General features: G+C 71.2%; 22 protein-coding genes and 1 tRNA gene. 13 read left to right on the top strand and 10 right to left on the bottom strand.

Translation table 11 applies throughout. The features are described 5' to 3' along the window. Positions 1 to 32: 32 nt before the first annotated feature. The 8 genes from OG226_RS38320 (at position 33) to OG226_RS38285 (ending at position 8,562) form a co-directional block, all read left to right on the top strand. The gene (locus OG226_RS38320) at positions 33 to 1,085 is read left to right on the top strand and encodes a BMP family ABC transporter substrate-binding protein (protein WP_329351451.1); all 1,053 of its coding nucleotides are present in this window, start codon (positions 33 to 35) and stop codon (positions 1,083 to 1,085) included. Continuing rightward, positions 1,066 to 2,589, top strand: coding sequence for an ABC transporter ATP-binding protein (locus tag OG226_RS38315; protein ID WP_329351449.1), 1,524 nt, complete (start codon positions 1,066 to 1,068; stop codon positions 2,587 to 2,589). The genes OG226_RS38320 and OG226_RS38315 overlap by 20 nt, the downstream gene beginning before the upstream one ends. 1 nt (position 2,590) lies before the next feature. Then, positions 2,591 to 3,676, top strand: a complete 1,086-nt coding sequence (locus OG226_RS38310; RefSeq protein ID WP_329351447.1) for an ABC transporter permease — start codon at positions 2,591 to 2,593, stop codon at positions 3,674 to 3,676. Continuing rightward, positions 3,676 to 4,548, top strand: coding sequence for an ABC transporter permease (locus OG226_RS38305; RefSeq protein ID WP_328684350.1), 873 nt, complete (start codon positions 3,676 to 3,678; stop codon positions 4,546 to 4,548). Before OG226_RS38310 ends, OG226_RS38305 begins: the two co-directional genes overlap by 1 nt. Continuing rightward, on the top strand, positions 4,545 to 5,303 hold the full coding sequence (locus OG226_RS38300; protein WP_329351445.1) for a nucleoside phosphorylase: 759 nt from the start codon (positions 4,545 to 4,547) through the stop codon (positions 5,301 to 5,303). Before OG226_RS38305 ends, OG226_RS38300 begins: the two co-directional genes overlap by 4 nt. Before the next feature lie 5 nt (positions 5,304 to 5,308). After that, a complete protein-coding gene (locus OG226_RS38295) occupies positions 5,309 to 6,604 on the top strand; it encodes an amidohydrolase (protein WP_443067022.1) in 1,296 nt (431 codons plus the stop codon). 86 nt (positions 6,605 to 6,690) lie between these two features. Continuing rightward, positions 6,691 to 7,362 (top strand): FadR/GntR family transcriptional regulator, encoded by a 672-nt coding sequence (locus tag OG226_RS38290; protein ID WP_033283704.1) that lies wholly within the window; start codon positions 6,691 to 6,693, stop codon positions 7,360 to 7,362. A gap of 198 nt (positions 7,363 to 7,560) precedes the next feature. Beyond that, complete coding sequence (locus OG226_RS38285; RefSeq protein ID WP_328684347.1) at positions 7,561 to 8,562, top strand: PAC2 family protein; 1,002 nt, start codon at positions 7,561 to 7,563, stop codon at positions 8,560 to 8,562. A 94-nt stretch (positions 8,563 to 8,656) separates the two neighbouring features. On the opposite strand, the gene mshC is transcribed toward OG226_RS38285, so the two are convergent. The 4 genes from mshC to OG226_RS38265 form a co-directional block, all read right to left on the bottom strand. After that, positions 8,657 to 9,886, bottom strand: coding sequence for a cysteine--1-D-myo-inosityl 2-amino-2-deoxy-alpha-D-glucopyranoside ligase (gene mshC, locus OG226_RS38280; protein WP_328684346.1), 1,230 nt, complete (start codon positions 9,884 to 9,886; stop codon positions 8,657 to 8,659). Positions 9,887 to 9,980: 94 nt separating this feature from the next. Next, positions 9,981 to 10,799 (bottom strand): SCO1664 family protein, encoded by an 819-nt coding sequence (locus OG226_RS38275; protein ID WP_328684345.1) that lies wholly within the window; start codon positions 10,797 to 10,799, stop codon positions 9,981 to 9,983. Beyond that, entirely contained in the window at positions 10,763 to 11,353 is a 591-nt protein-coding gene (locus OG226_RS38270) for a DUF3090 domain-containing protein (RefSeq protein WP_327405249.1), read from the bottom strand. Before OG226_RS38270 ends, OG226_RS38275 begins: the two co-directional genes overlap by 37 nt. Before the next feature lie 75 nt (positions 11,354 to 11,428). Then, entirely contained in the window at positions 11,429 to 12,115 is a 687-nt protein-coding gene (locus tag OG226_RS38265) for a histidine phosphatase family protein (RefSeq protein WP_328684344.1), read from the bottom strand. Between the two features lie 62 nt (positions 12,116 to 12,177). Here OG226_RS38265 and corA point away from each other — a divergent pair, with 62 nt between their 5' ends. After that, positions 12,178 to 13,176, top strand: a complete 999-nt coding sequence (gene corA, locus OG226_RS38260; protein ID WP_328684343.1) for a magnesium/cobalt transporter CorA — start codon at positions 12,178 to 12,180, stop codon at positions 13,174 to 13,176. A 3-nt stretch (positions 13,177 to 13,179) separates the two neighbouring features. Here the strand turns inward: corA and OG226_RS38255 are convergent, their stop codons facing one another. Both OG226_RS38255 and OG226_RS38250 read right to left on the bottom strand, forming a co-directional pair. After that, positions 13,180 to 13,968 carry a ferritin-like domain-containing protein gene (locus tag OG226_RS38255; RefSeq protein ID WP_328684342.1) on the bottom strand — a complete coding sequence of 263 codons (789 nt, stop codon included), beginning with the start codon at positions 13,966 to 13,968 and terminating at the stop codon, positions 13,180 to 13,182. Positions 13,969 to 14,204: 236 nt separating this feature from the next. Further along, positions 14,205 to 15,260: an LLM class F420-dependent oxidoreductase gene (locus tag OG226_RS38250; protein ID WP_329351438.1), complete on the bottom strand. Its 1,056-nt coding sequence runs from the start codon at positions 15,258 to 15,260 to the stop codon at positions 14,205 to 14,207. A gap of 186 nt (positions 15,261 to 15,446) precedes the next feature. On the opposite strand from OG226_RS38250, the gene OG226_RS38245 reads away from it, so the two are divergent. After that, positions 15,447 to 16,430: an aldo/keto reductase gene (locus OG226_RS38245; protein WP_329351436.1), complete on the top strand. Its 984-nt coding sequence runs from the start codon at positions 15,447 to 15,449 to the stop codon at positions 16,428 to 16,430. Further along, positions 16,427 to 18,706, top strand: a complete 2,280-nt coding sequence (locus tag OG226_RS38240; RefSeq protein WP_329351434.1) for a helix-hairpin-helix domain-containing protein — start codon at positions 16,427 to 16,429, stop codon at positions 18,704 to 18,706. The genes OG226_RS38245 and OG226_RS38240 overlap by 4 nt, the downstream gene beginning before the upstream one ends. Before the next feature lie 95 nt (positions 18,707 to 18,801). Here OG226_RS38240 and OG226_RS38235 read toward each other — a convergent pair whose 3' ends face one another. Next, positions 18,802 to 19,524 (bottom strand): hypothetical protein, encoded by a 723-nt coding sequence (locus tag OG226_RS38235; RefSeq protein ID WP_327405243.1) that lies wholly within the window; start codon positions 19,522 to 19,524, stop codon positions 18,802 to 18,804. A 47-nt stretch (positions 19,525 to 19,571) separates the two neighbouring features. Between OG226_RS38235 and OG226_RS38230 the strand changes: the two genes are divergently transcribed. Then, positions 19,572 to 19,760 (top strand): DUF5703 family protein, encoded by a 189-nt coding sequence (locus OG226_RS38230; protein WP_005485166.1) that lies wholly within the window; start codon positions 19,572 to 19,574, stop codon positions 19,758 to 19,760. Between the two features lie 133 nt (positions 19,761 to 19,893). Here OG226_RS38230 and OG226_RS38225 read toward each other — a convergent pair whose 3' ends face one another. The 3 genes from OG226_RS38225 to OG226_RS38215 all read right to left on the bottom strand — a co-directional run bounded on the left by OG226_RS38225 (position 19,894) and on the right by OG226_RS38215 (position 22,891). Beyond that, positions 19,894 to 21,030: a chaplin gene (locus OG226_RS38225; RefSeq protein WP_329351433.1), complete on the bottom strand. Its 1,137-nt coding sequence runs from the start codon at positions 21,028 to 21,030 to the stop codon at positions 19,894 to 19,896. Between the two features lie 131 nt (positions 21,031 to 21,161). Beyond that, the gene (chpH, locus tag OG226_RS38220) at positions 21,162 to 21,395 is read right to left on the bottom strand and encodes a chaplin ChpH (protein WP_019059153.1); all 234 of its coding nucleotides are present in this window, start codon (positions 21,393 to 21,395) and stop codon (positions 21,162 to 21,164) included. Positions 21,396 to 21,565: 170 nt separating this feature from the next. Further along, entirely contained in the window at positions 21,566 to 22,891 is a 1,326-nt protein-coding gene (locus OG226_RS38215; RefSeq protein WP_328684336.1) for a M20/M25/M40 family metallo-hydrolase, read from the bottom strand. Between the two features lie 198 nt (positions 22,892 to 23,089). Between OG226_RS38215 and OG226_RS38210 the strand changes: the two genes are divergently transcribed. Next, a tRNA-Leu gene (locus OG226_RS38210) sits at positions 23,090 to 23,174 on the top strand. Positions 23,175 to 23,394: the final 220 nt, after the last annotated feature.

Below are 23,394 nucleotides of genomic sequence, written 5' to 3'. Positions count from 1 at the left end.
AGCGCGCCTTGCCGTACCCCCGGAAGGTCCCCATGCTCCGCAGATCACGTCGCACCCTGCAGCTCGTCGCCGCCACCACGCTCATGGTCACCGCAGCCACCGCCTGCAACGCCGCCGCGAAGACCGACGCCTCGGACAGCGCGAGCGGGGGCAGTGGCAAGTCGTTCACGCTGGTCACGCCGGACGCGGTCGGGCAGAACGAGTTCCTGAAGCTCGCCGTCACCGGTGTGAAGGCCGCGGCGAAGACGCACGACGGCACGGAGAAGGTCTACGAGTCGACGGACACCGCGTCCCAGCAGCAGAACGTGCAGGCCGCCGTGGACGCGAACCCGAGCGTGATCGTGCTGGTCGGCTTCGAGTTCGCGGACCTCGTGGCGCAGCAGGCGAAGGCGCACCCGAAGCAGCAGTTCCTGATGATCGACGCGTGCACGACGAAGACGTATCAGAACGTCACGTGCGCGGTGTTCCGTGAGCACGAGGGTGTCTATCTCGCGGGCGCCGAGGCCGGGTTGCTCAGCAAGAGCGGCAGGGTCGGCGCGGTGGACGTGCTCGACACGCCCCAATTCCGGCGCTACAGCGACCCGTTCGCGGCCGGTGCCAAGAAGGTCGCCGCCAAGACGTCCGCGTCGACGCGCTTCGTCGGCGGCCAGTCCCCGTTCGACGACTCGGCACGCGCCAAGGAGCAGGCCAACTCCCTTCTCTCCAAGGGCACCGACCAGATCATGGCCGCCGCCGCGGCCGGCAACTACGGCGTCTTCGAGGCCGCGAAGGCGAAGGGCGCGTTCGCGTACGGCGTCGACGTCAACCAGTGCGTCTCCTCCCCCGGCACGGTCGTCGACAACGTCATCAAGAAGACGGACGTCGCCGTGGAGAAGGGGGTCGAGCAGGTCCTCGCGGGCCGGACGGGCACCTCGGTGTCGTACGGCCTGAAGGAGGGCGGCATCAGCCTCACCGGTCTTGAGGCGGGCGTCGACTCGTCGAAGTGCGTGATCGCCCAGCACAAGGACGTCCTCACGAAGGTGAAGGCGCTGCGCGACCAGATCGTCTCCGGAAAGCTCAAGGTCGATGACCCGGCCGCCAGTTGACCCGGCGGTCGAGCTCCGGGGAATCACCAAGCGGTTCCCCGGCACGCTCGCCAACGACTCCGTCGACCTGACCGTCCACCGTGGCGAGATCCACGCCCTCATGGGCGAGAACGGCGCCGGCAAGTCCACCCTCATGTCGATCCTCTACGGCATGGAGCGCGCCGACGCCGGGTCCATCCGGATCGACGGGCGCGAGGTCACGTTCGGCGACCCGAGCGCGGCGATGGCCGCCGGCCTCGGCATGGTCCACCAGAGCTTCAAGCTGTTCGACTCGCTGACGGTCGCCGAGAACGTCGTCTACGCCGCCGAGCCGCGCCGTTTCGGCCTGGTGGACCGGGCCGCGGCCCGCCGCCGGGTGCGGGAGCTGGCCGAGGAGCACGGGCTCGCGGTCGATCCGGACGCCCGGGTCGGCGACCTGCCGGTCGGACTGCGGCAGCGCGTGGAGATCCTGAAGTTGCTGCATCGCGGCGCCCGCACGCTGATCCTGGACGAGCCGACCGCCGTGCTCACGCCGGCCGAGGCGGACGCCCTGTTCGCGGTCCTCAAGTCGCTGGCCGCGCAGGGTCGTACGGTGATCCTTGTCACCCACAAGCTGCGCGAGGTCCTCGAAGGCAGCGACAACGTGACCGTGCTGCGGGACGGCCGGGTGGTCGCCCGCCTGGTCACCGCGGACACCTCCGCCGACGAGATCGCCGCCGCGATGACCGGCCGCGCGGTCGAGCTGGACCGCGTGCACGCGCCCGGGACACCCGGTGACGTGGTCCTGGACGTGAGAGACCTCACCACGGACGCCGTCCACGATGTGGGACTCACCGTCCACGCCGGGGAGATCGTCGGCATCGCGGGCGTCGCCGGCAACGGCCAGAGCGAGCTGATCGAGGCCCTGGCCGGGCTACGGCCGGTCGCCTCCGGCCGGGTCACGCTCAAGGGCCGGAACATCACCCACGTCTCCGCCACCGAGCGCCGTGCGCGAGGCCTCGCCTACGTCCCCGAGGACCGGCACGCGGTCGGTACGGCACCGGCGGCGTCCGTCGCGGACAACCTCGCGATGGGCCACCACCGAACGTCCCTGTCCACCAAGGGACTTCTGCCGCCCGCGGCCGTGCGCGCCCACGCCGGACGGCTGATCGAGCGCTTCGGCGTCAAGGCGGCCACCCCCGAGGTGCCCGCGTCCGCGCTGTCCGGCGGCAATCTGCAGAAACTGCTGATCGGCCGCGAACTCGCCCACGAGGCACCGCTGCTGCTCGTCGAACAGCCCACGCGAGGGGTCGACATCGGCGCCATCCAGAACATCCACGACCAGATCGTCGCCTACCGCGACGCCGGTCACGCCGTCCTCCTCGTCTCCGCCGAACTGAGCGAGATCCGGGGCCTCGCGGACCGGGTCCTGGTCATGTACGAGGGCCGGGTCACGGCGACGTATACGAAGGACGAGGCGGACGAACGGGCACTGGGACTCGCCATGGCGGGCGGGGCCGTAGCGCCGACGGAGGCCGTCGACTGACATGACGCACACTCGGACACCGCGCATTTCAGGGGTGTTGCGCTCCCCCATCACCTTCTCCGTGCTCGCGGGCCTGGTCATCGGCGCGCTGTTCCTCGTCGGCACCGGCGCGGACCCGTTCACGGCGTACGGCGCCGTCCTCACCGGCTCGCTCGGCGCGGACGGCATCGGTTCCACGCTGAGCACCGGCACCAGTGTGCTCGGCATGGCGCTCGCGCTGGCGATCCCACTGCGCGCCGGGCTGATCAACCTCGGCGGCGACGGACAGATGGTCCTCGGCGGCATCACGGCGGCCGTGACCGGCCTGTACTCGCCGCTGCCCGCGCCGCTCACCGTCGCCCTGGCGCTGCTCGCGGGCATGGCCGCAGGCGCCGCCTACGCCGCCCTGGCCGCCCTGTGCGAGAACAGCCTCGGCGTTCCGCTCCTGGTCAGCAGCCTCCTGCTGAGCTACCCGGCGGTCTCCCTCGCCTCCTACCTCGCGCGCTACCCGCTCAAGGAACCCGGCTCCAGCCTCCCCCAGACCCGCGCGATGCCGGACGGCGTGGCACTGCCCGCGTTCGGCGACTCGACGGTCACCGTCGGGCTCGTCCTGGTGGTCCTCGCGGCAGCCGCGTACTGGTTCACCGACCAGCGCACGGCTTTCGGCTACGAGATCCGCATGACCGGCCTCAACTCCCGCTTCGCCGCCTACGCCGGTGTCGAACGCCGGGGCCTGACCCTCAAGTTGATGTCCGTCTCGGGCGCGCTGGCCGGACTCGTGGGCGCCATAGGGGTGTTGAGCTTCCCGTACCGCTTCGTCGACGGCTCGCTCACCGCACCCGGCTACACCTGGACGGGACTTACGGCCGCCCTGCTCGCCGCGGCGGCCCCGCTCGGCACGGTCGTCGCCTCCTTCTTCTTCGCCGTCCTCGCGGTCGGAGGGCTGGCGATGGAGCGGACGACCGAGGTGCCGCGCGAGCTGACCCAGGTGCTCCAGGCCATCGTGATCGTGTTCCTGGCGGCCCGACTGCGCTTCCCCAGCGGGTGGTTCAGGAGACGTGCTCAGGAAGCCTCTCCGGAAACCTCTCAGAAAATCGGGGCCGCGTGATGTTCTTCGACTCCGATCTGCTGATGTCGGCGCTGCGCGCGCTGACCCCGATCCTGTTGGCCGCGCTCGGCGGTGCCCTGTGCGAGCGTGCGGGCGTCTTCAACATCGGCCTCGAAGGCATGATGTTGATGGGCTGCTTCACGTCGGTGGCCACGAGTTGGTTCACGGGCAGCGCCTGGCTCGGCGTCCTCGCGGCGGCGCTCGCGGCAGCCGCGTATTCGTTGATCCTGGCCGTGGGTGCGGTAACGCTGCGCGGGGACGCGGTGGTTCTCGGAATCGCCATGAATCTCCTGGCAGTTGGCCTGACCAGCTTTCTGCTGCGTACGGTCTTCGGTGTGCAGGGCACTTTCGACGATCCGTCACTCGCCGGGCTGCCGTTGGTCGGTGGCTTCACCCCGCTCGCGTATCTGGCGTTCGTCGCGGTCGCGGTGACCGCGGTGCTGCTGTCCCGGCATGTGTGGGGGCTGCGGCTGCGCGGGGTCGGTGAGGCACCGGACGCGGCGGCCACGCTCGGGGTGAGCCCGGCGAAGTACAAGTACGCGGCGGTGCTGGTCTCGGGCGTCCTGTGCGGGCTCGCGGGGGCCCAACTCGCGCTCGGCAACGTCACGTTGTTCTCCGAGAACATGACGGCGGGCCGGGGCTGGATCGCCGTAGTAGCGGTCATGCTCGGCCGCGCGGCACCCGTCGGTGTGCTGCTCGCCGCGCTGCTCTTCGGTCTCGCCGAGGCCGCCGGCTTCCGTCTCCAGGGCGTCGGCCTGCCCCAACAGGCCACCGACGCCGCGCCCTACGTCGTGACACTCGTCGCTCTCTTCCTCTCGACGGCCCGCCGCCGTCGCCGTACCGCCAACTCCCCTTCCGGAGCCACCACATGACGCAGGACCTGCTGCCCATCACCCGCATACCGCGCACCGGACTTCCGGCGCACGCGGTCGTCGTCGGCGACCCGGCGCGCGCCGCCGCCGTGGCCGCCCTGCTCGACGGTGCCGAGGAGGTGTCGTACCACCGCGAATACCGTGTGTTCAGCGGGAGTTGGAAGGGCCTGCCGGTCACCGTCGCCTCGCACGGAGTGGGTGGACCGGGCGCGATCCTGCTGTTCCAGGAACTGGCGGACGCGGGGGTCCGCACCTTCCTGCGCTTCGGCACGGCGGGCGCGATGAAGCCCGGCATCGGCGACGGCGACCTCGTCATCGCGGAGGCGGCCGTACGGGACGACGGCGTCACCCAGCAGTTGCTGCCCCCGGAGTACCCGGCGGTCTCCTCCCCCGAGGCCGTCCTCGCCCTCCAGCGCGCGGCCCGCGAGGCCGACGCCCCGCACCACCGCGGCATCGTCTGGACCCGCGCGGCCTTCCAACCCGGCCTCCTCCCCATCTTCTCCTACGACGGCGCCGGACTCGCGGCGATCGAGATGGAGCTGTCGGCCCTGCTGGTGACGGCCTCGCTCCGGGGACTTGTCGCGGGCGGGGTGCTGGTCATCGACGGCGCCAACGCCGATGAACTCGTCGACGAGGACGCCACCGGCGGATACGACCCGCACCGGGAGGTCGTCGCGGCCGGGGTCGAGCGCGGCGCGATCGTCTCGCTGGAGGCACTCCGACTGCTCGCGGAGGCCGCGGAGTTCACGGTATGAGCACCTTGAACATCGACCTGTTGGTGCACGGCGGCGACGTACTCACCGTCGACGAGTCCGGAACTGTCGTACGGGACGGGGCAGTTGCCGTCCACGAGGGCGAGATCCTCGCCGTAGGACCGGCTGAGGAGCTGACAACTCGGTTCACAGCGACGGAATCCATTGACGCGTCGGGCTGTCTCGTCCTGCCCGGGCTGATCAACACGCACACGCATCTCGCGATGACGCTGCTGCGCGGTCGCGCCGACGACGTGACTCTCCAGGGCTTCCTGGAGCGGGTGTTGACGTGGGAGGCCGAGCTGCTGACGCCGAAGAACGTGGCGGCTGCGGTGCGGCTCGCGGTGGCCGAGAGCGTGCGGGCCGGGGTGACCTCGGCGCTCGACATGTACTGGTTCCACGAGGCGGCCGAGCAGGCGGCCCGCGAGACGGGCTGGCGGCTGCACACCGGGCCCACCTTCATGGACGTACCGGAGCCGCCGGACGGTATCGCCTACGAGGACCGACTGGACTGGGCGCGAAGGGACTTGGCGGCCCGGGGCCCAGCACGCCCCGGCCTGCGGCCGATGCTGTTCGCGCACTCGACCTACACCCTCGCCCCCGACCAACTCGTCGAAATCGCCGACCTGGCACGGGAGTTCGGGGCGCTGCTGCACATCCACGCCGCGGAGAACCCGACCGAGGTCGCCACCGTCGAGGTCAAGTACGGCAAGCGGCCTGTGGAGTTGCTCGACTCGCTCGGGCTGCTCGGTCCCGATCTGCTGCTCGCGCACGCCGTGGACCTGACCGGCCCGGAGATCGCGGCGCTGGCCCGCACGGGCACGTCCGTCGCCCACTGTCCGGTGTCGAACCTGAAGTTGGGCTGCGGTATCGCGCCGGTGCCACGGCTGTTGAGCGCGGGCGTCACCGTCGGCCTGGGCACGGACGGTGCCGTCAGCTCCAACACGCTGGACGTGCTGGGCGCCGTACGGCAGGCGGCCCTCGTCCACAAGGCGGGCGGCGACCCGACGGCGGTCGGCGCCGAACAGGCCGTACGGATGGCGACGATCGAGGGCGCGCGGGCGCTGGGCCTGGGTGATCACCTGGGGTCGCTGGAGGCCGGGAAGCGGGCCGATCTCGTCGTGCTCGACCTGAGAGCGCCGCATCTGCGACCGCTGCACGACCCGTGGTCGACCCTGGCGTACGCCGCGCACTCGGCGGACGTACGGGACACGGTCGTGGACGGCCGGGTGCTGATGCGGAACCGGACACTGGGCACGCTGGACGAGGAAGCCGTGCTCGCGGAGCTCGAAGCACTTGCCTGAGCTGTGGATTCCCCTCCCGTTCAGCCTGCTGAACCCGCATAATGCACCTGATACATCGGACGTCTGAGCAAGCAGAAAGGCCGGCCATGGCAGTCACCGATGAGGCGATCGAGAAAATCAAGGGAATGATCGTCTCCGGCGCGCTGCGTCCCGGGGACCGGCTGCCCAAGGAGAGCGAACTCGCCGCCGAACTGGGCCTGTCCCGCAACTCCCTGCGGGAGGCCGTGCGCGCCCTGTCACTGATCCGCATCCTGGACGTGCGGCAGGGCGACGGCACGTACGTCACGAGTCTCGATCCCCAACTCCTGCTGGAGGCGCTGAGTTTCGTCGTCGACTTCCACCGCGACGACACGGTCCTCGAATTCCTGGCCGTACGGCGGATTCTGGAGCCGGCGGCCACGGGGATGGCGGCGCTGCGGATCAGCGAGCAGCAACTGGACGCGCTCTCCGCGCAGTTGGACGCGCTGGGCGGTGCTCCCTCGGTGGAGGAGCTGGTCGCGTGCGACCTGGAGTTCCACCGGGGCATCGTGCAGAGCTCCGGCAACTCGGTGCTCTGCTCGCTCCTCGACGGTCTGTCCGGGCCGACCACGCGGGCCCGGATCTGGCGCGGCCTGACGCAGGAGGACGCGGTCAGCCGGACGCTGCACGAGCACCGGGCGATCCTGGGCGCGCTGCGGGACCGGGACGCGGAGGCGGCGCGGTCGTGGGCGACGGTGCACATCGCGAGCGTGGAGCAGTGGCTGCGTTCGACCCTGTGATCGAGTGACGCTCCCCGATGATCCATCGGAGGAGTGACCGGCCGGGACGGGTCCGCACAGGATGGCGATCTTGTGTGTCCGACCGTCCCGGACGGGGCAGGCATGGGTTCACTCCCCCGTGCAAGGGGGCTGCGGGCGCCCCCGTCGGACGCCGTAAGGTTGGGGCGTACGCGAGGGCAGATCGGAAGGAGGCGCTGGGTGATCGAGCTGGAGGGGGTTCCCGAGCTGATCGACCCAGTGATGGTGGCCGCGTTCGAGGGCTGGAACGACGCCGGCGACGCCGCTTCCACCGCGGTCGCGCACTTGGACAGGGAGTGGAAGGGCGAGGTGTTCGCGGCGCTGGACGCCGAGGACTACTACGACTTCCAGGTCAACCGGCCCACGGTGTGGATGGACGCCGGGGTGCGAAAGATCACATGGCCCACGACCCGTCTGTCGGTGGTCCGGATCGGCGGCGAGAAGCCGCGCGATCTCGTCCTCGTCCGAGGCATCGAACCGTCGATGCGCTGGCGCTCGTTCTGCAACGAACTGCTGGGCTTCGCGCACGAGTTGGGCGTGGAGCTGGTGGTGATCCTGGGCGCGCTGCTCGGTGACACCCCGCACACGCGTCCGGTGCCGATCAGCGGCACCACGTCGGACTCGGACCTGGCGCAGCGGATGGACCTGGAGGAGACCAAGTACGAGGGTCCCACCGGGATCGTCGGCATCCTCCAGGAGGCGTGCACGCACGCGGGCGTACCGGCCGTGTCGCTGTGGGCCGCGGTGCCGCACTACGTGTCGCAGCCGCCCAATCCGAAGGCCACCCTGGCGCTGCTCAACCGCCTGGAGGACCTGATCGACGTCCGCATCCCGCTGGGCGAGCTGCCCGAGGACGCGCGCGCCTGGCAGGTCGGCGTGGACCAGCTGGCCGCCGAGGACAGCGAGGTCGCCGAGTACGTGCAGACGCTGGAGGAGGCCCGCGACACCGCGGAGCTGCCGGAGGCGTCGGGCGAGGCGATCGCGCGTGAGTTCGAACGCTATCTGCGCAGACGGGACGGTGGCGGCCCGCAGCCCGGCGGGCATGCCACGGCGGACGGCAGCGACAGCGCGTCGTATCTCCGGGACAACCCGGGCGGCGGCCGTACGAAGCCGCAGCGACCGGCGAAGCCGGACACGGAGCCGGAGGCCGACGCGGACGACGAGGGCTCCTCCGAGGAGTGAGTCCGCAGGTCGACAGGGTGTGAGACAGGGGCGGTTCCTCCCGGGTGGGAGGAACCGCCCCTGTTCTGTGCGCTGTTGCTGTTGCGTGCTGTTGCTAGAGGGCCACGCCCAACAGGGCGTCCACCGCGCGGGAGACGACGCCGGGGGCGCCCTCGTCGCTGCCGCCCCGGTCCCGCTGGAGCGCCGCCCAGCGGTCGACGGCGGCGAGCGCGGCCGGGGCGTCCAGGTCGTTCGCGAGGGCTTCGCGCATCTCCTCGACGAGCGTCACGGCGGAGGGGCCGTCGGGCCGGGAGACGGCGGCACGCCAGCGGCCCAGCCGGGCGACCGCGTCCGCGAGCACCTGGTCGGTCCACTCCCAGTCGGAGCGGTAGTGGTGGGCGAGCAGGGCGAGTCGGATGGCGGCCGGGTCGACGCCCTCGCGGCGCAGCGCGGAGACGAAGACGAGGTTGCCCCGGGACTTCGACATCTTCTCGCCGTCGAGGCCGACCATGCCGGCGTGGACGTACGCCTTGGCCATGGGGAACTCGCCGGTCAGCACCTGGGCGTGCGAGGCGCCCATCTCGTGGTGCGGGAAGGCGAGGTCGGAGCCGCCGCCCTGCACGTCGAAGCCCATACCGAGGTGGTCCAGGGCGATGGCCACGCACTCGATGTGCCAGCCGGGGCGTCCCTGGCCCAACGAGCCGCCGTCCCAGCTCGGTTCGCCCTCGCGGGCGGCCATCCAGAGCATCGGGTCGAGCGGGTTCTTCTTGCCCGGGCGGTCCGGGTCACCACCGCGCTCGGCGGACAGGAGCCGCATCGCGGCGGCGTCGAGGTTCGAGACCTTGCCGAAGTGGGGGTCGGACCCGACGGAGAAGTAGATGTCGCCGTCGAGTTCGTAGGCGGCACCGGCGTCCCTGAGGCGCTCGACGAGCGGCACGATGCCGGGTATCGCCTCGACCGCGCCGATGTACTGCTTCGGGGGCAGCATGCGCAGGGCGGTCATGTCCTCGCGGAAGAGCGCGGTCTCCTTCTCGGCGAGGGCGACCCAGTCGACGCCGTCGCGCTCGGCGCGCTCCAGGAGCGGGTCGTCGACGTCGGTCACGTTCTGGACGTAGTGGACCTGCCGCTTGGTGTCGAGCCACACGCGCTGCACGAGGTCGAACGCGTTGTAGGTCGCCGCGTGCCCCATGTGGGTGGCGTCGTACGGCGTGATGCCGCAGACGTAGATACGGGCGACGGGACCGGTGTCAGGGGTTACCAGACCGCCGGTCGCGGTGTCGTGGATCCGGAGGTCGCGGCCCTTGCCGGGAAGGGCGGGGACCTCAGAAGCGGGCCAGGCATACATGTCATGAGCGTAACCGGACGGATGATCCGTTTACGAACCGGACCAGGCCGGACGACCGGTCGGGCGCTCTTGCGCGCTCACCGTTCGTATGCAGTCACACCGGCGGCCACGGAATCGCCGGCCACTCCCCACTCGGCTCGGGATGCTTCCCGCCCGCGAGCAACGCGTCGACCCGCGCGCGCGTGGCATCGAGTTCTACGGCGGTGATCAGCTCGGCGAGCCTCGCGGCGAGCCCGCCGCCGCCCCTCAGCGCCTCCCTGAGCGCCTGGAGGACGTCGACCGCCTCCGGAGTGAGCGGCTCGCCCGCCCAGCCCCACAGGAGGGTGCGCAGCTTGTTCTCGGCGTTGAAGGTGACGCCGTGGTCGATGCCGTAGAGGCGCCCCTCGTCGGCGGGCAGCAGGTGGCCGCCCTTGCGGTCGGCGTTGTTGATGACGGCGTCCAGGACGGCGAGGCGCCGCAGTCGCTCGTCGTCGGCGTGCACCAGGAGGGCCGTCCTGCCCTCGCCGACCTCGGCGAAGCCGATGGCCTTCCAGCCCGGCTCGGGCTCCTCGGCGTCGACCAGGGCGAGCAGTTCGGACTCGGCCGCGGTCTCGATCCACAGCTGGCACATGCCCTCGCCGTGCGGCCCGTCACGCAGCACGGTGGTCGGCACGAGGCCCCAGCCGGTCGCCTCGGAGACCTCGTAGGCGGCGACCTCGCGCCGGGCGAGGTTGCCGTCGGGGAAGTCCCACAGGGGGCGCTCCCCGGCGACGGGTTTGTAGACACAGGACGCCTCGCGGCCCTCGTGGGTCACGGAGCAGAACAGCACCGCGTTCGAGGCCTCGCGGATGCGTCCGCGTACTGTCAGCTCACCCTTGGCGAGCAGGTCGGCCGTGGTCACGCTCCGCGGCGGTATCCGTTCTGGCGCGGACATACGTGTCCTTCCGGGTCGAGCGGGAGGCTGCACAGCGGGCAGGGCGGACGGCCGGCGTTGACGACGTCCAGGGCCCGCTTGGCGAAGGCGCGGGCCTGGGCTCCGGTGAGGCGGACCCGCAGCATCGGGGGTCCGTTCTCCTCGTCCTGGAGGAGGCGCTCCTCGGCCTCGGCCAGGTCCTCGTCGGTGTCGGCGTCGAGCTCGACGAGGGCCTGCGCCTCGACGATCATGCGCTGCTCCTCGCCGTCCCAGGCGAGCGCCATGGTGCCGACGCGGAACTCCTCCTCGACCGGCGTCTCCAGGGGGCGGGTGTCGGAGATCTCGGTGGGGGTGACGGCGGGGACGGCCGCGCTGCCGCCACTGCGCCGTACGACCTCGTCCAGAAGCTCGTCCATGCGCTCGGCGAGCGCGGCGACCTGCGTCTTCTCCAGGGCCACGCTGGTCACCCGAGGACCGGTGGCGGCCTGGAGGAAGAACGTACGGCGCCCGGGGAGTCCGACCGTGCCGGCTACGAAGCGGTCCGGCGGGTCGTAGAGGAACACCTGACGGGACACGTCCTGTCTCCATTGGAATCGACTGCTGACAAGTGCGGCGCTACTGCGACCGCTTCACCCTACTGCGGCCGACGATCACGGTGCGCCCGCGCCGCCCCCGACCGTGGCCTCGTCGCCCGGGGGCTCCTCGCGCGGCGCCAGGGAGGCGAGATCACCGGTGTCCCCGAGCCGTACGAGATAGGGCCTGAGACGGGTGTAACGGATCGCTGTGATGGAACACGGTTCTACAGAGATCCGCTGAAAGAGGTCCAGATGAAGTCCGAGTGCGTCCGCGACAAGGGACTTGATGATGTCGCCGTGCGAACACATGAGGTAGACGGCGTCCGCGCCGTGATCGCGCTCCACGCGCGCGTTCCACTCGCGTACGGCCTCGGCCGCGCGGGTCTGCATCGCGCGCATCGACTCGCCGCCGGGGAACGCGGCGGCCGAGGGGTGCGACTGGACGACCTCCATCAGGGGTTCGTCCGTCAGCTCGGCGAGCTTGCGGCCGGACCAGTCGCCGTAGTGGCACTCCCCGATCCGCTCCTCGGTGTGCGGCCGCAGGTCGGGGCGGGCGTCGAGGAGGGGCTGGAGGGTCTCCTGGCAGCGCTGCAGCGGGCTGGCGACGACCTCGGCGATCGGGAGCGCGGCGAGCCGTCCGGGGAGCGCGGCGGCCTGGGCGTTGCCGCGCTCGTCGAGGGCGACACCGGGCGTCCAGCCGGCGAGCACTCCCCCGGTGTTGGCGGTCGAACGTCCGTGCCGGACAAGGATCAACGTGGGCATGCCGTAAAGGGTAGGCCTACGCGCGGGTGCGGCTTCGGGCGGACGGCGGGAGAATACGCACCGTGATCGTCGACTACGCCATCTACCGTGACGGACGCCGGACGGAGGGGCCCGGCGACTTCTCCGACGGCCTGGACCACTGCCGGCGCGTGGGCGACGCCTTCGTCTGGATCGGCCTCTACGAGCCCACGGAGAAGGAGTTCGAACGCGTCACCCAGGAGTTCGCCCTGCACCCGCTGGCCGTCGAGGACGCCCTGACCGCGCATCAGCGGCCCAAGCTGGAGGTCTACGACGACTCGCTGTTCGTGGTCCTCAAGCCGGTGGGTTACGAGGCGGACAGCGACGTGGTCACCTCCGGCGAGGTCATGGTCTTCGTGGGCGACTCCTTCGTAGTGACCGTCCGGCACGGCATGGAGGCCCCACTGGCGGCCGTACGGCACCGCCTTGAGGAGGAGCCGGAGATGCTGCGGCACGGACCGACTGCGGTGCTGTACTCGATCGCGGACGCGGTGGTCGACCACTACGTGGACGTGGCGGGCGAGTTGCAGACCGACCTGGAGGAGTTGGAGGCGGCGGTGTTCTCGCCGACCGGCGGCGGCTCGCGGACCACGGCGTCGCGGATCTACACCTTCAAGCGGCAGATCCTGGAGTTCCGCCGCGCGACCGGACCGCTCGCACAGCCGCTGGCCCGGCTCGCGGGCCTGGGTCTCGCCGGGGACCGGGTGCCGTTCGTGAACGACAGGTCGCGGCCGTTCTTCCGTGACGTGAACGACCACCTGATGAAGGTCAACGAGTCCGTGGAGGGCCTGGACCGGCTGGTCTCGGACGTCCTGTCGGCGCACCTCGCGCAGACCAGCGTGCGGCAGAACGACGACATGCGGAAGATCTCCGGCTGGGCCGCCATGGCCGCCGTCCCGACGATGATCGCGGGGATCTACGGCATGAACTTCGACCACATGCCGGAGCTGCACTGGCTGTGGGGGTATCCGGCGGTGATCCTGCTGATGGCCGCCCTGGAGGTGCTGCTGTACCGGACGTTCAAGCGGCGCGGCTGGCTGTGACCCTCAGGCGAACTCGGGGGCCGCGGTGGCCGGTCCGCCGAGGGCGTCGCGTCGTTCCGGCATCCTCAGGGACACCATCCGCCGCCAGCCGCCGAGCCGTTCGTACGCGTACACGGCGTGGATGCCGGCGGCGAGCGCGGCCGACTTGGCGCGCGGCCAGTCGAGGACGCGTCCCATGTGGGCCATCACGGCGAGGCTGACGTCCCGGTAGATCCGGATCTCCGCCAACGCGCAAGCGCGGAGCGTCCGTTGGATGGCGCGGCCGTGTCCGGCGGCGGCGAGGCGCAGCAACTCCTCGTGGCAGTAGGCGAGATGGTTGTCCTCGTCGTTCGAGATCATCCGTACCGCGCGGCCGAGGTCGGGGTGGTCGGCGAAGTGCCCGCGCAGCAGGTCCATCTGCTCGGAGGCGCGCTGTTCGGTGACCCGGCTGTGCGCGAGGTAGGTGACGACGTCCTGGACGGTCAGCGCCGACTCGCCCTTGAGCTTCTCGTGCGCGAGACCGATGCCGTGCCGCTCCAGGAGCATCGTGTAGTCGGTGTCGGCGGGCACCCGGACGGGTTCGAGGCCACGCTTCTTGAGAAGGGCGTTGAAAATGCGCCCGTGCTTGTCCTCGTCGGCGCCGTGCCGGCTGATCTTGGGGGCGAGGTCGCGTTCGGTCGCCGGGACGAGCACGGCGATGCGTCCGTTCTCCCAGCCGCCCTGGGACTCGCCACTGGCCGCGATGGAGCAGAACAGCCGGAACGACTCGTCGTTGTCGAGGATCTCCTGGAACAGGCTCTTGGCCGACAGCATCTGGACGCACCTCCATGCAGGATTCCGCCGCATTCCGCAAAGAACGAGTCAAATGCGAGGTCAGAGGTGCCGCAACAGCACTGTCGGACAACTCCGCCAAAAGGAGGACTACGGATGTCCCGCCGGGGGCGTAACCGCACGGGCCGCCGCGCGTTGTTCCCCGTGACGGCCGTGGCGGGGAAGACCCCCCGAGCCCCCACCACGGCCGTAGAAAACTTCCGTACGGCAGAGTCGCGTCACGCGAGACCCGCGCGCTCCAGTGCCTCGGTTCCGGCGCGGAGCGCGGCGATCCGCTCCTCCAGGGTCCAGCCCGCCGGGGAGAGCGTCAGGGTGGTGACGCCGGCCGCCGCGTACTCCTTCATCCGGTCCGCGATGCGGTCCACGGAGCCCAGCAGGCTCGTCTTGTCGATCAGGTCGTGCGGGATGGCGGCCGCTGCGCCTTCCTTGTCGCCGGCCAGGTACTTGTCCTGGATCTCGGCGGCGGCCGCCTCGAAGCCCATGCGCTGGGCCAGCTTGTTGTAGAAGTTCTGCTGCCGGCTGCCCATGCCGCCGACGTACAGCGCGGTGTACGGGCGGAAGGTGTCGGCGAGCGTCGCCACGTCCTTGTCCTCGCCGAAGGCGAGCGGGACCGTCGGGACGATGTCGAAACCCTCCAGGGTCTTGCCGGCCTTCTCGCGCCCGGCCCGCAGGTGCCTGATGGCGGTGTCCTCAAGGTGCTCGGCCGAGGGGAAGATCAGCAGCGCGCCGTCGGCGATCTCGCCGGTCTGCTCCAGGTTCTTCGGGCCGATCGCCGCGATGTAGAGCGGGATGTGCTCGCGCTCCGGGTGCACGGTCAGCTTGAGGGGCTTGCCCGGGCCGCCGGGCAGCGGCAGCGTCCAGTGCTCGCCGTCGTAGGACAGGCGCTCGCGGGTCATCGCCTTGCGGACGATCTCGACGTACTCACGCGTGCGTGCCAGCGGCTTGTCGAACTTGACGCCGTACCAGCCCTCGGAGACCTGCGGGCCCGAGACGCCGATGCCGAGGCGGAAGCGGCCGCCGGAGAGGGAGTCGAGGGTCGCGGCGGTCATCGCGGTCATCGCGGGCTGGCGGGCCGGGATCTGGAAGATGGCCGAGCCGACGTCGATGCGCTCGGTCTGCGCGGCGACCCAGGTGAGCACCGTGGCCGCGTCGGAGCCGTAGGCCTCGGCGGCCCAGCACACCGCGTAGCCGAGGCGGTCGGCCTCCTGCGCCACGGCGAGGTTGTCGCCGTCCATTCCGGCACCCCAGTAGCCGAGGTTGATCCCGAGCTGCATGGCAGACCCCTTACCCATCAGTAACGTCGCTGTTGTGCCGACCCTAGCGCGCGGTGGTCCGGGCGGACAGGACGGGTGCCGGTGAGTGGTCACGGAGCGTGCCGTGCGACCGACTGTGGATCATCGTGGAAATCGGTTATCCACAGGCCACCACACCGCAGGTTCAGGCCAGTAATCTCGGCGTTCATGGAGCAGAGGCATCTCGGCCGTACCGGCCTTCGTGTGTCCCGGATCGGACTCGGCACCCTCACGTGGGGGCGCGACACCGACGAGCATGACGCCGCGGACCTCTTGAAGGCGTTCTGGGAGGCCGGCGGCACCCTCGTCGACACGGCGGACGTGTACGGCGACGGGGAGGCCGAGTATCTGCTCGGACAGCTCATAGAAGGGCTCGTGCCGCGCCGGGACCTGGTCATCTCGACGAAGGCGGGGAGCGTACCCGACCCCGACCGCCGCTTCGACGGCTCGCGCGGTCATCTGCTCGCCGCGCTGGACGCCTCGCTGGCCCGTCTCGGCACGGACTACGTCGACGTGTGGCACATCCACGGCTTCGACCCGTTCACGCCGCTGGAGGAGACCCTCCAGGCCCTCGACCTGGCGGTCAGTAGTGGGCGGGCGCGCTATGCGGGCGTCTCGAACTACTGCGGCTGGCAGCTGGCCAAGGCGGCGACCTGGCAGCTGGCGGCGCCGGGCACGCGGACGCGGCTGGCCAGCACGCAGTTGGAGTACTCGCTGCTCCAGCGGGGCGTGGAGCGCGAGGTGCTGCCGGCCGCGCTCGACCTGGGCATCGGGCTGCTGCCCTCCTCGCCGCTCGGGCGTGGGGTCCTCACCGGCAAGTACCGGCACGCGACCCCGGCCGACTCGCGCGGCGCCTCGGAGCACATGGCGCCCTTCGTCGCGCCGTACCTCGACGACACGGCGGCCCGCATCGTGGACGCGGTGACCATCGCCGCGGACGGGCTCGCCGTGACGCCCCTCCAGGTCGCCCTCGCCTGGGTCCGCGACCGGCCCGGGGTGGCCGCCCCGATCGTCGGCGCGCGCAACGCGCACCAGCTCACGGCCGCATTGTCAGTGGAGGCCCTTAGTCTTCCTGACGAGATCTGCCGAGCGCTCGACGATGTGTCGGCGCCTCTGCACCGCTATCCCGATCACGACTGGAGCACGCTGTGAGCACGGACCCGGAGACCACGGAGACCTCGCCGTCCGAGGACACGGGCACGGACGCCGTGGAGGGCGCCGAGGACGCGGGGGCGGACGTAGCCTCGGGCACCGAAGGCACGGCTCCTGAGAGCACCGGGGAGGACCCGGCCGCGGAAGGCACCGACGGCACCGGTGAGGTCAAGGCCGAGGCCGCCGCACCCGAACTGTCCGAGGCCGCCGCCGAGTTGCTGGCGCAGCAGGTGGAGCGGGAGCGCATCGAGCGGCGGAAGTCGGAGAAGGCCGGGCCCATCACGGCCGGGGCCAAGCTCACCGGCACGGCCGCCGATCTGCTCGCGGCGGTACGGGCCGTAGAGAGCGGCGAGAAGCCCGTGACCACCCCCTTCGCCAAGCCGGAACCCGCCGCCCCGCGCCGATCGGCCGCCCCCGAAGCGGTGCGACAGCCACAGCCCGTCCCGACCGAGCCCGGCGCCCCCGCGACCGAGACCGTCGAGTCCGTACGACGTGTGCTGGCCGAGGGCGGCGCGCCCGAGACGCTCGCGGCGCAGGTCGCGGCGGCGCTCGGCGAGGGCGGGGACGACCAGCTCCGCGAGGATCCCTGGCAGTTGCTGCGCGTCCCGGGGGTACGGCCCGAGCAGGCCGACGGGTTCGCACGGGCACTGCTCGGCGCCGAGTGCGCGCCGGAGGACGAGCGGCGGGGCCGGGCGGTCATCGGCTGGCTGCTGGAGCAGGCGGCCCTGGCCGGTCATACGGCCCTGGAGGCGCCGGCGTTGACGGCCGCGCTGGCCAAGCAAGGGGTGCCCGACCCGGACGCGGCGACGCAGAGCGCCATCGCGGAGGGCGAAGTGCTGCTCTTCCAGGACGCGTTGGACGAGCCCGCGGTCCCGGTGCAGCGCTCGGACGACGCGTCCGGCAAGTCCGACGAGGACGCTGAGGAGGCCGAGGAACGTCCGGTCCGCGTGCTGATCGGCCTGGAGCGGTACGCGCTCGCCGAGGAGAGCCTCGCCGACGGACTCGCCAAGCTGATCAACTCGGTGCCGAAGGAGGACGGTTCGGCGGCGGACTGGGAGCAGGCGGGTGCGGCCAAGGGCTCCACCGGCGAGCTGATCCGCGCGGTAGCGGGCCACGGCCTGGTCCTCCACACCGGCGGGGAGGCGTCCCTGGAGGAACCGGCGGCACTGCTCCGCGCGGCGGCGGGTTTCGGGCTGCGTGTCTGGGCCGCCGCCCACAGTCCGGTGGGGCGGGACCGGTTCGCCGCGTTGCTGACGCGGTCCACGGAGTCGGAGGGTCCCGCGTCCGCGGAGCCGGACGATGCCGTGCCGGCCGACGGCCCCCGCGCCGCCACCGTCGCCGGGCTCCTGTCCGGTGCCGAAGGGCCCGGGCGGGACACGGACGGCGCCCTCGCCCTGGATCTGCTCGTCGTGCTGGACGCGCCTCAACTGGACGTCGAGACGGCGGCGTTGGTCAGTGAGTCGTTGCCGGACGGGGCCCGGTTGGTGCTGGCCGGGGATCCCGGGGTGTTGTGGTCGGCCGGGCCCGGGCGGGTGTTCGCCGATCTGCTCGCGTCGAAGGCCTGCCCCCAGGTCGTGTCGCGGCGGCCTGATCTCGGTCCCGTGGGCGAGCTGGTCTCGGGCATCGGTATCGGTGAGCTGAACCAGGTGGAGGCTCCCGGCAAGGAAGTCGTGATCGTGCCGGTGCGGGACGCCGGTGAGGCCGTGCACCGGACCGTGCAGCTCGTCGCCGACTCGGTGCCGCGGGTGATCGGCGTCCCGGCCGAGCAGACGGTGGTGATCACGCCGGGCCACGGCGGCGCGGCCGGCACCCGTGCCCTGAACGTGGCGCTGAAGGAGCGGCTCAACCCCGGCCCCGGCCGTTTCGGCGGCTTCGACCCCGGCGACCGGATCGCGTACTCCCCCGCCCCGGGCCGTACGGTTCCCGGCCGGGTGGTGAACGCCGACGCCGAGGGGCTGCACCTGGCCTGCGCCGGCGGCCCCGTCGTCGTACCGAAGGAGCGGGTCGAGCAGTCCGTGCGGCACGGGTGGGCGCTGACCGCGCACCAGGCCGTGGGGGTGCGGTGGCCCGCGGTGGTCGTGGTGCTGCCCGGGGACGCGGCGCAGGCGCTCAGCCGGCCGTGGGTGTACACGGCGTTCAGCCGGGCGGACCGGCATCTGTCCGTGGTGCACGGCGTGGACCAGGCACTGCCCCGGGCCGTCGCCGAGGTCCCGGCGAAGCCGCGTACGACCCGGTTGCCGGTGCTGCTGCGACCGCAGGTCCCGGCGGGGGTCTGAGCCCGGACGACACGGACGACAGACGGCGGCGGTCACCGAGGGAGTCCCTCGGTGACCGCCGCCGTCGTGGTCCCAACAGCTGGGCGCGGTGCGGATCAGCGGTCCGCTTCCAGCGCCTCCAGGTCCTCGTCCTCGTCGAGATCGGCGTCCAGGTCGGGATCGAGTTCGTCCTCGGCCTCGTCCACCTCGTCGATGTCGTCGATCTCGTCGTTGATCTCGTCGTCGAACACCGCGCTGACGTCGAAGCGGCACACCACCCGCTGCGGATCGACGCCCTCGAAGGGGGCCTCCAGCCAGGCGCCGGGTTCGGCCGTCTCGTCGGCCGCGGTCACCCACAGCGTGGAGTCGCCCTCCTCCAGCCCGAACTCCTTGGGCCGGGAGGCGATCTCGTCCGCCTCGAACTCGTCGAAGAGGATGCCGAGCGCACCGTGGATCGTGCCCGAGGCCTCCGTGCCCGTGCCGTCGCCGACCGCCGCCTCGACCCGCTGCGCCTGGGCCAGCAGCCGCTGCGGCTCCGCCACGGCGTAGTCACGGCGGATCAGCACGCTCACCGCGTTCGGCTCCTCCGGGCCGGTGTACGGCGGCAGGGAGTCGTCCGTACCGGGGATCTCGAAAGGCGTGACCTCGTCATAACGGTCGTAGAGCAGCTCGTCGTAGACCTCGGCGGCCGCGGCGAGCTGGTTGAACGCCTCGTAGACGGCCGGGTCGTCCTCCCCCGACCGGCCTTCGACCGCGGCCAGGTGGCGGTCGAGCGCGGTCTTGACCGCCTCGGCGGCGGCGCGTACCTCGGCAGCGGTGGGCTGCGCAGCATCAGACATAGTGCAGACGCTATCCGTACCGGGGCTCTGCCCGCACAATAGATGCGATGCCGGAATACGAATTTGTCGACGTGTACGTGCCGCGCGGGGTCTCCCGCAAGGACGCCACACGTCTCCTGACGGACCATGCCGAGTACGGACACTGGGAATTGGACCGACTGAGCCTGCTGCGCGACGGCAGTCGCAGGGTGCGGCTGCGCCGGCGGATCATCCGCCAGGTGCGCGCCACGTGGTGAGCTGAGCCGGACGCGACGGAGCGGGCCCCCCGGCGGTGCGGGGCCCCTCCGTCGCGCAGATCACATGTCCCGATTCAGGTGTTCCGGTTCAGATGTCCCGGTTCACCTGCCCCGGGTCACACGTGCCCGGGCGTCACGCCGAGGCGCGCGCCTTGCGGTACAGCACCGCGCCCGCGAGCAGCGCGCCCGCGCCGACCGGCAGAGCGAGGCCGAGCGGCAGTTCGCTGCCGGTGTGCGCGAGCTGGGCGCCGCCCGGGGTCTGGACGGCGGACTGCGCGCCGGGCCGGGTCACGTGCGCGGAACCGGTCGGCGCGTGAACGCCCTTGACCGGCGAGGTGCCCGGCGAGGTGGGGTGGGTGGGCGTGCCCGGAGTTCCCGGGTGGCTGGGCGTACCCGGCTGGCTCGGGTGACCCGGCGTTCCCGGCGGGGTGGTCCCGTGACCGCCGCCCGGCGGCGTGCCGTGGTGGCCGCCGTGACCGGGAGGTGTGCCGTGGTGATGACCGCCGCCCGGGTGGTGACCGCCCCCGGGGTGATGGCCCTCGCCCGGAGGGGTCCCGTGGTGGCCGCCGCCGTGGTGACCGCCGCCGCCGGGCGGGGTCCCGTGGTCATGGCCACCGCCGTGATGTCCGCCCCCTCCCGGAGGCGTCCCGTGATGACCGCCTCCGTGGTGACCGCCGCCCCCCGGAGGCGTCCCGTGGTCATGGCCGCCGCCGTTCCAGCTCCCGCCGTTGGCGCAGTCGTTGCCGGTGACGGCGTTGCCGATGCCGATGACGTCGATGCTGTTGCCGCAGACGTTCACCGGTACGTCGACGGGTACCTGGACGTGGTTGCCGGAGCCGACGCCGGGTGAGTTCGAGGCGTGTCCGCCGGCGTGCGAGCCCCCTGAGCCGCCGTGCGCGCCGTGTCCGCCGGAGCCGGTGTGGCCGCCCGACGAGCCGTAGCCCCCGGAGTCGCCGTACCCACCGGAGTCCCCGTAGCCGCCCGACGAGCCGTGGCCGCCGCTCCCGTGACCGCTTCCGCCGCCCCCACCCGGGTTGACGCACTTGTTGCCGACCGCCGGGTTGAGGATCCCCACCACGTTCACGGTGTTGCCGCAGACGTTGACCGGCACATGCACCGGTGCCTGCACGGTGTTGCCGGACAGTACGCCTGCCGAGTCCGAACTGGAGCCGCTCGCGCCCGAGTCGGCGTGGGCGACACCGCCCGCGGCGGCGATCACCCCGGTCGCTGCCGCCACGGTCATCAAGCTCTTGCGGGTAACCTGTCGCATTTCTGAATTCCCCCCTGCCTTCAATCCTGACTGAATTCGTCGCGCGATTTCTCGCACGAAGACCGTCGGCCCCGGAGCGCATGGCGCGCGCTCCGGGGCCGAGGATGTGGTCACCCCTCAGAGGGACGACGTCACTTGTTGACGCAGGTGTTGCCGAAGGCGGGGTTCAGCAGACCGATCACCGAGATCGTGTTGCCGCACACGTTCACCGGGACGTGCACGGGAACCTGGATGACGTTGCCGGAAACGACACCCGGAGAGTGCACAGCGGCACCCTGAGCGCCCGAGTCGGCGACGGCCAGACCCGCACCCGCGAGAACCAGGCCACCGGTGGCAGCCGCAGCGGCGACGACCTTCTTGATCATTATTCCTCCTTGTTGGCAAAAGCGATCTCGTGTTGCCGATCGCATCACCTGTAACGAGGAGGGAGTAATGGAGCTACGAGCTTATGAGCACATTCACCCGTCCCAGTGGATTCCGTACGCGCGGTCGAATTCCGGCGTCAACACACGCCGTACGACTGCAGGACGCGGCTTCAGGACGCGTCGATGAACCGGTCCAGCACCCGCACCCCGAACTTCAGCCCGTCCACCGGCACCCGCTCGTCGACGCCGTGGAACATGCCCGCGAAGTCCAGCTCCGGCGGCAGCTTGAGCGGGGCGAAGCCGAAGCCCCGGATGCCCAGGTCGTCGAAGGACTTGGCGTCCGTGCCACCGGAGAGCATGTACGGGATCGCCTTGGCGGTCGGGTCCTCGGCGAGCAGCGAGGACTGCATGGCCTCGACCAGTGGCCCGTCGAAGGTGGTCTCCAGGGCCTTGTCGGAGTGGACGCCCTCACGCTTCACGTTCGGCCCGAGAATCCGGTCGAGGTCGGCGAAGAACTCCTCCTTGTACCCGGGCAGGAACCGCCCGTCGACGTTCGCGGTGGCCTCGCCGGGGATGACGTTGACCTTGTAACCGGCGTTCAGCTGCGTCGGGTTGGCAGTGTTGCTCAGCGTCGCGCCGATGAGCTTGGCGATGCCGCCGAGCCGCTTGAGGGTCGCCTCCATGTCCTCGGGGTCGAGCTGCGTGCCGAGCGCGTCGCCCAGTTCGTCGAGGAAGGCGCGCGTCGTCTTCGTGACCCGTACCGGGAACTTGTGCCGGCCGATACGCGCGACTGCCTCCGACAGCTCGGTGATCGCGTTGTCCCGGTGGATCATCGACCCGTGCCCGGCGGTGCCGGCCACGGTCAGCTTCATCCAGTGCATGCCCTTCTCGGCCGTCTGGATCAGATAGAGCCGCCGCTCCTCGCTCACCGTGAACGAGAACCCGCCGACCTCGCTGATGCCCTCGGTGACGCCGTCGAACAGCTCGCGGTGGTTGTCGACGAGGTGCCGCGCACCGTACGTACCGCCCGCCTCCTCGTCCGCGAGGAAGGCGACCACGATGTCGCGCGGAGGCCGTCGCCCGCTGCGCAGCCGGTCGCGGACGACCGCCAGGGTCATCGCGTCCATGTCCTTCATGTCGACCGCGCCGCGCCCCCACACGCACCCGTCCGCGACCTCGCCGGAGAAGGGGTGGTGGGTCCAGTCCGCCGCGTTCGCCGGTACGACGTCCAGGTGGCCGTGGATGAGGAGCGCGGGCCGGGACGGGTCCGTGCCCTCGATCCGGGCCACCGTGGACGCGCGTCCCGGGTGCGACTCGAAGATCCTGGGTTCGAGGCCCACCTCGGCGAGCTGCTCGGCGACGTACTCGGCCGCCTTGCGCTCACCCGGGCCCGAGTGGTCGCCGTAGTTGCTGGTGTCGATCCGGATCAGCTCGCGGCAGAGGTCCACGACCTCGTCCTCGCCGGTGACGCCCTTGGCCGTGTCCGTGTCGCTCACGCTGCTTCCTCCCACTGTCACTGCTGGTGGTCCTCCCCCATCCTCTCTCCCCGTCGCGCCGCACCCCAAGGGCGGTCCCGGCCCGTCACACGCCGTTCACGCGGGACGTGGGCGGGAACAGGGGGTGATCGGCCACCCCTGGAAGCCTGGTAATGTTTCCTTCGTCGCCGCGGGGAAACCACGCGCGACAAACACCTTGTCCGGGTGGCGGAATGGCAGACGCGCTAGCTTGAGGTGCTAGTGCCCTTTATCGGGCGTGGGGGTTCAAGTCCCCCCTCGGACACATCGCAGGCGAGGGCCGCGACCACCAAGGTCGCGGTCCTCGTCGCATTTGTGAGGGATGTCTCCTTCGCTTCGAAGATCGCCAGGTCAGAGCGTTGCCGGACGCTCACGGAGCGCCCCCGTTCGGCTCCCCCGAGTGGCCGTCGGCAGGCCGGGAGCTTAGCGTCGTACTAAAATTTCCGGCTTGTTACGGAACGGAGCTGGAGCCGGACAACCCCAGG

This window comes from Streptomyces sp. NBC_01261 (genome assembly GCF_036226385.1).
Classification (GTDB): Bacteria; Actinomycetota; Actinomycetes; order Streptomycetales; family Streptomycetaceae; genus Streptomyces.
The sequence above is the reverse complement of the archived record's forward strand: the minus strand, read 5'-3'. Positions and strand labels throughout refer to the sequence as shown.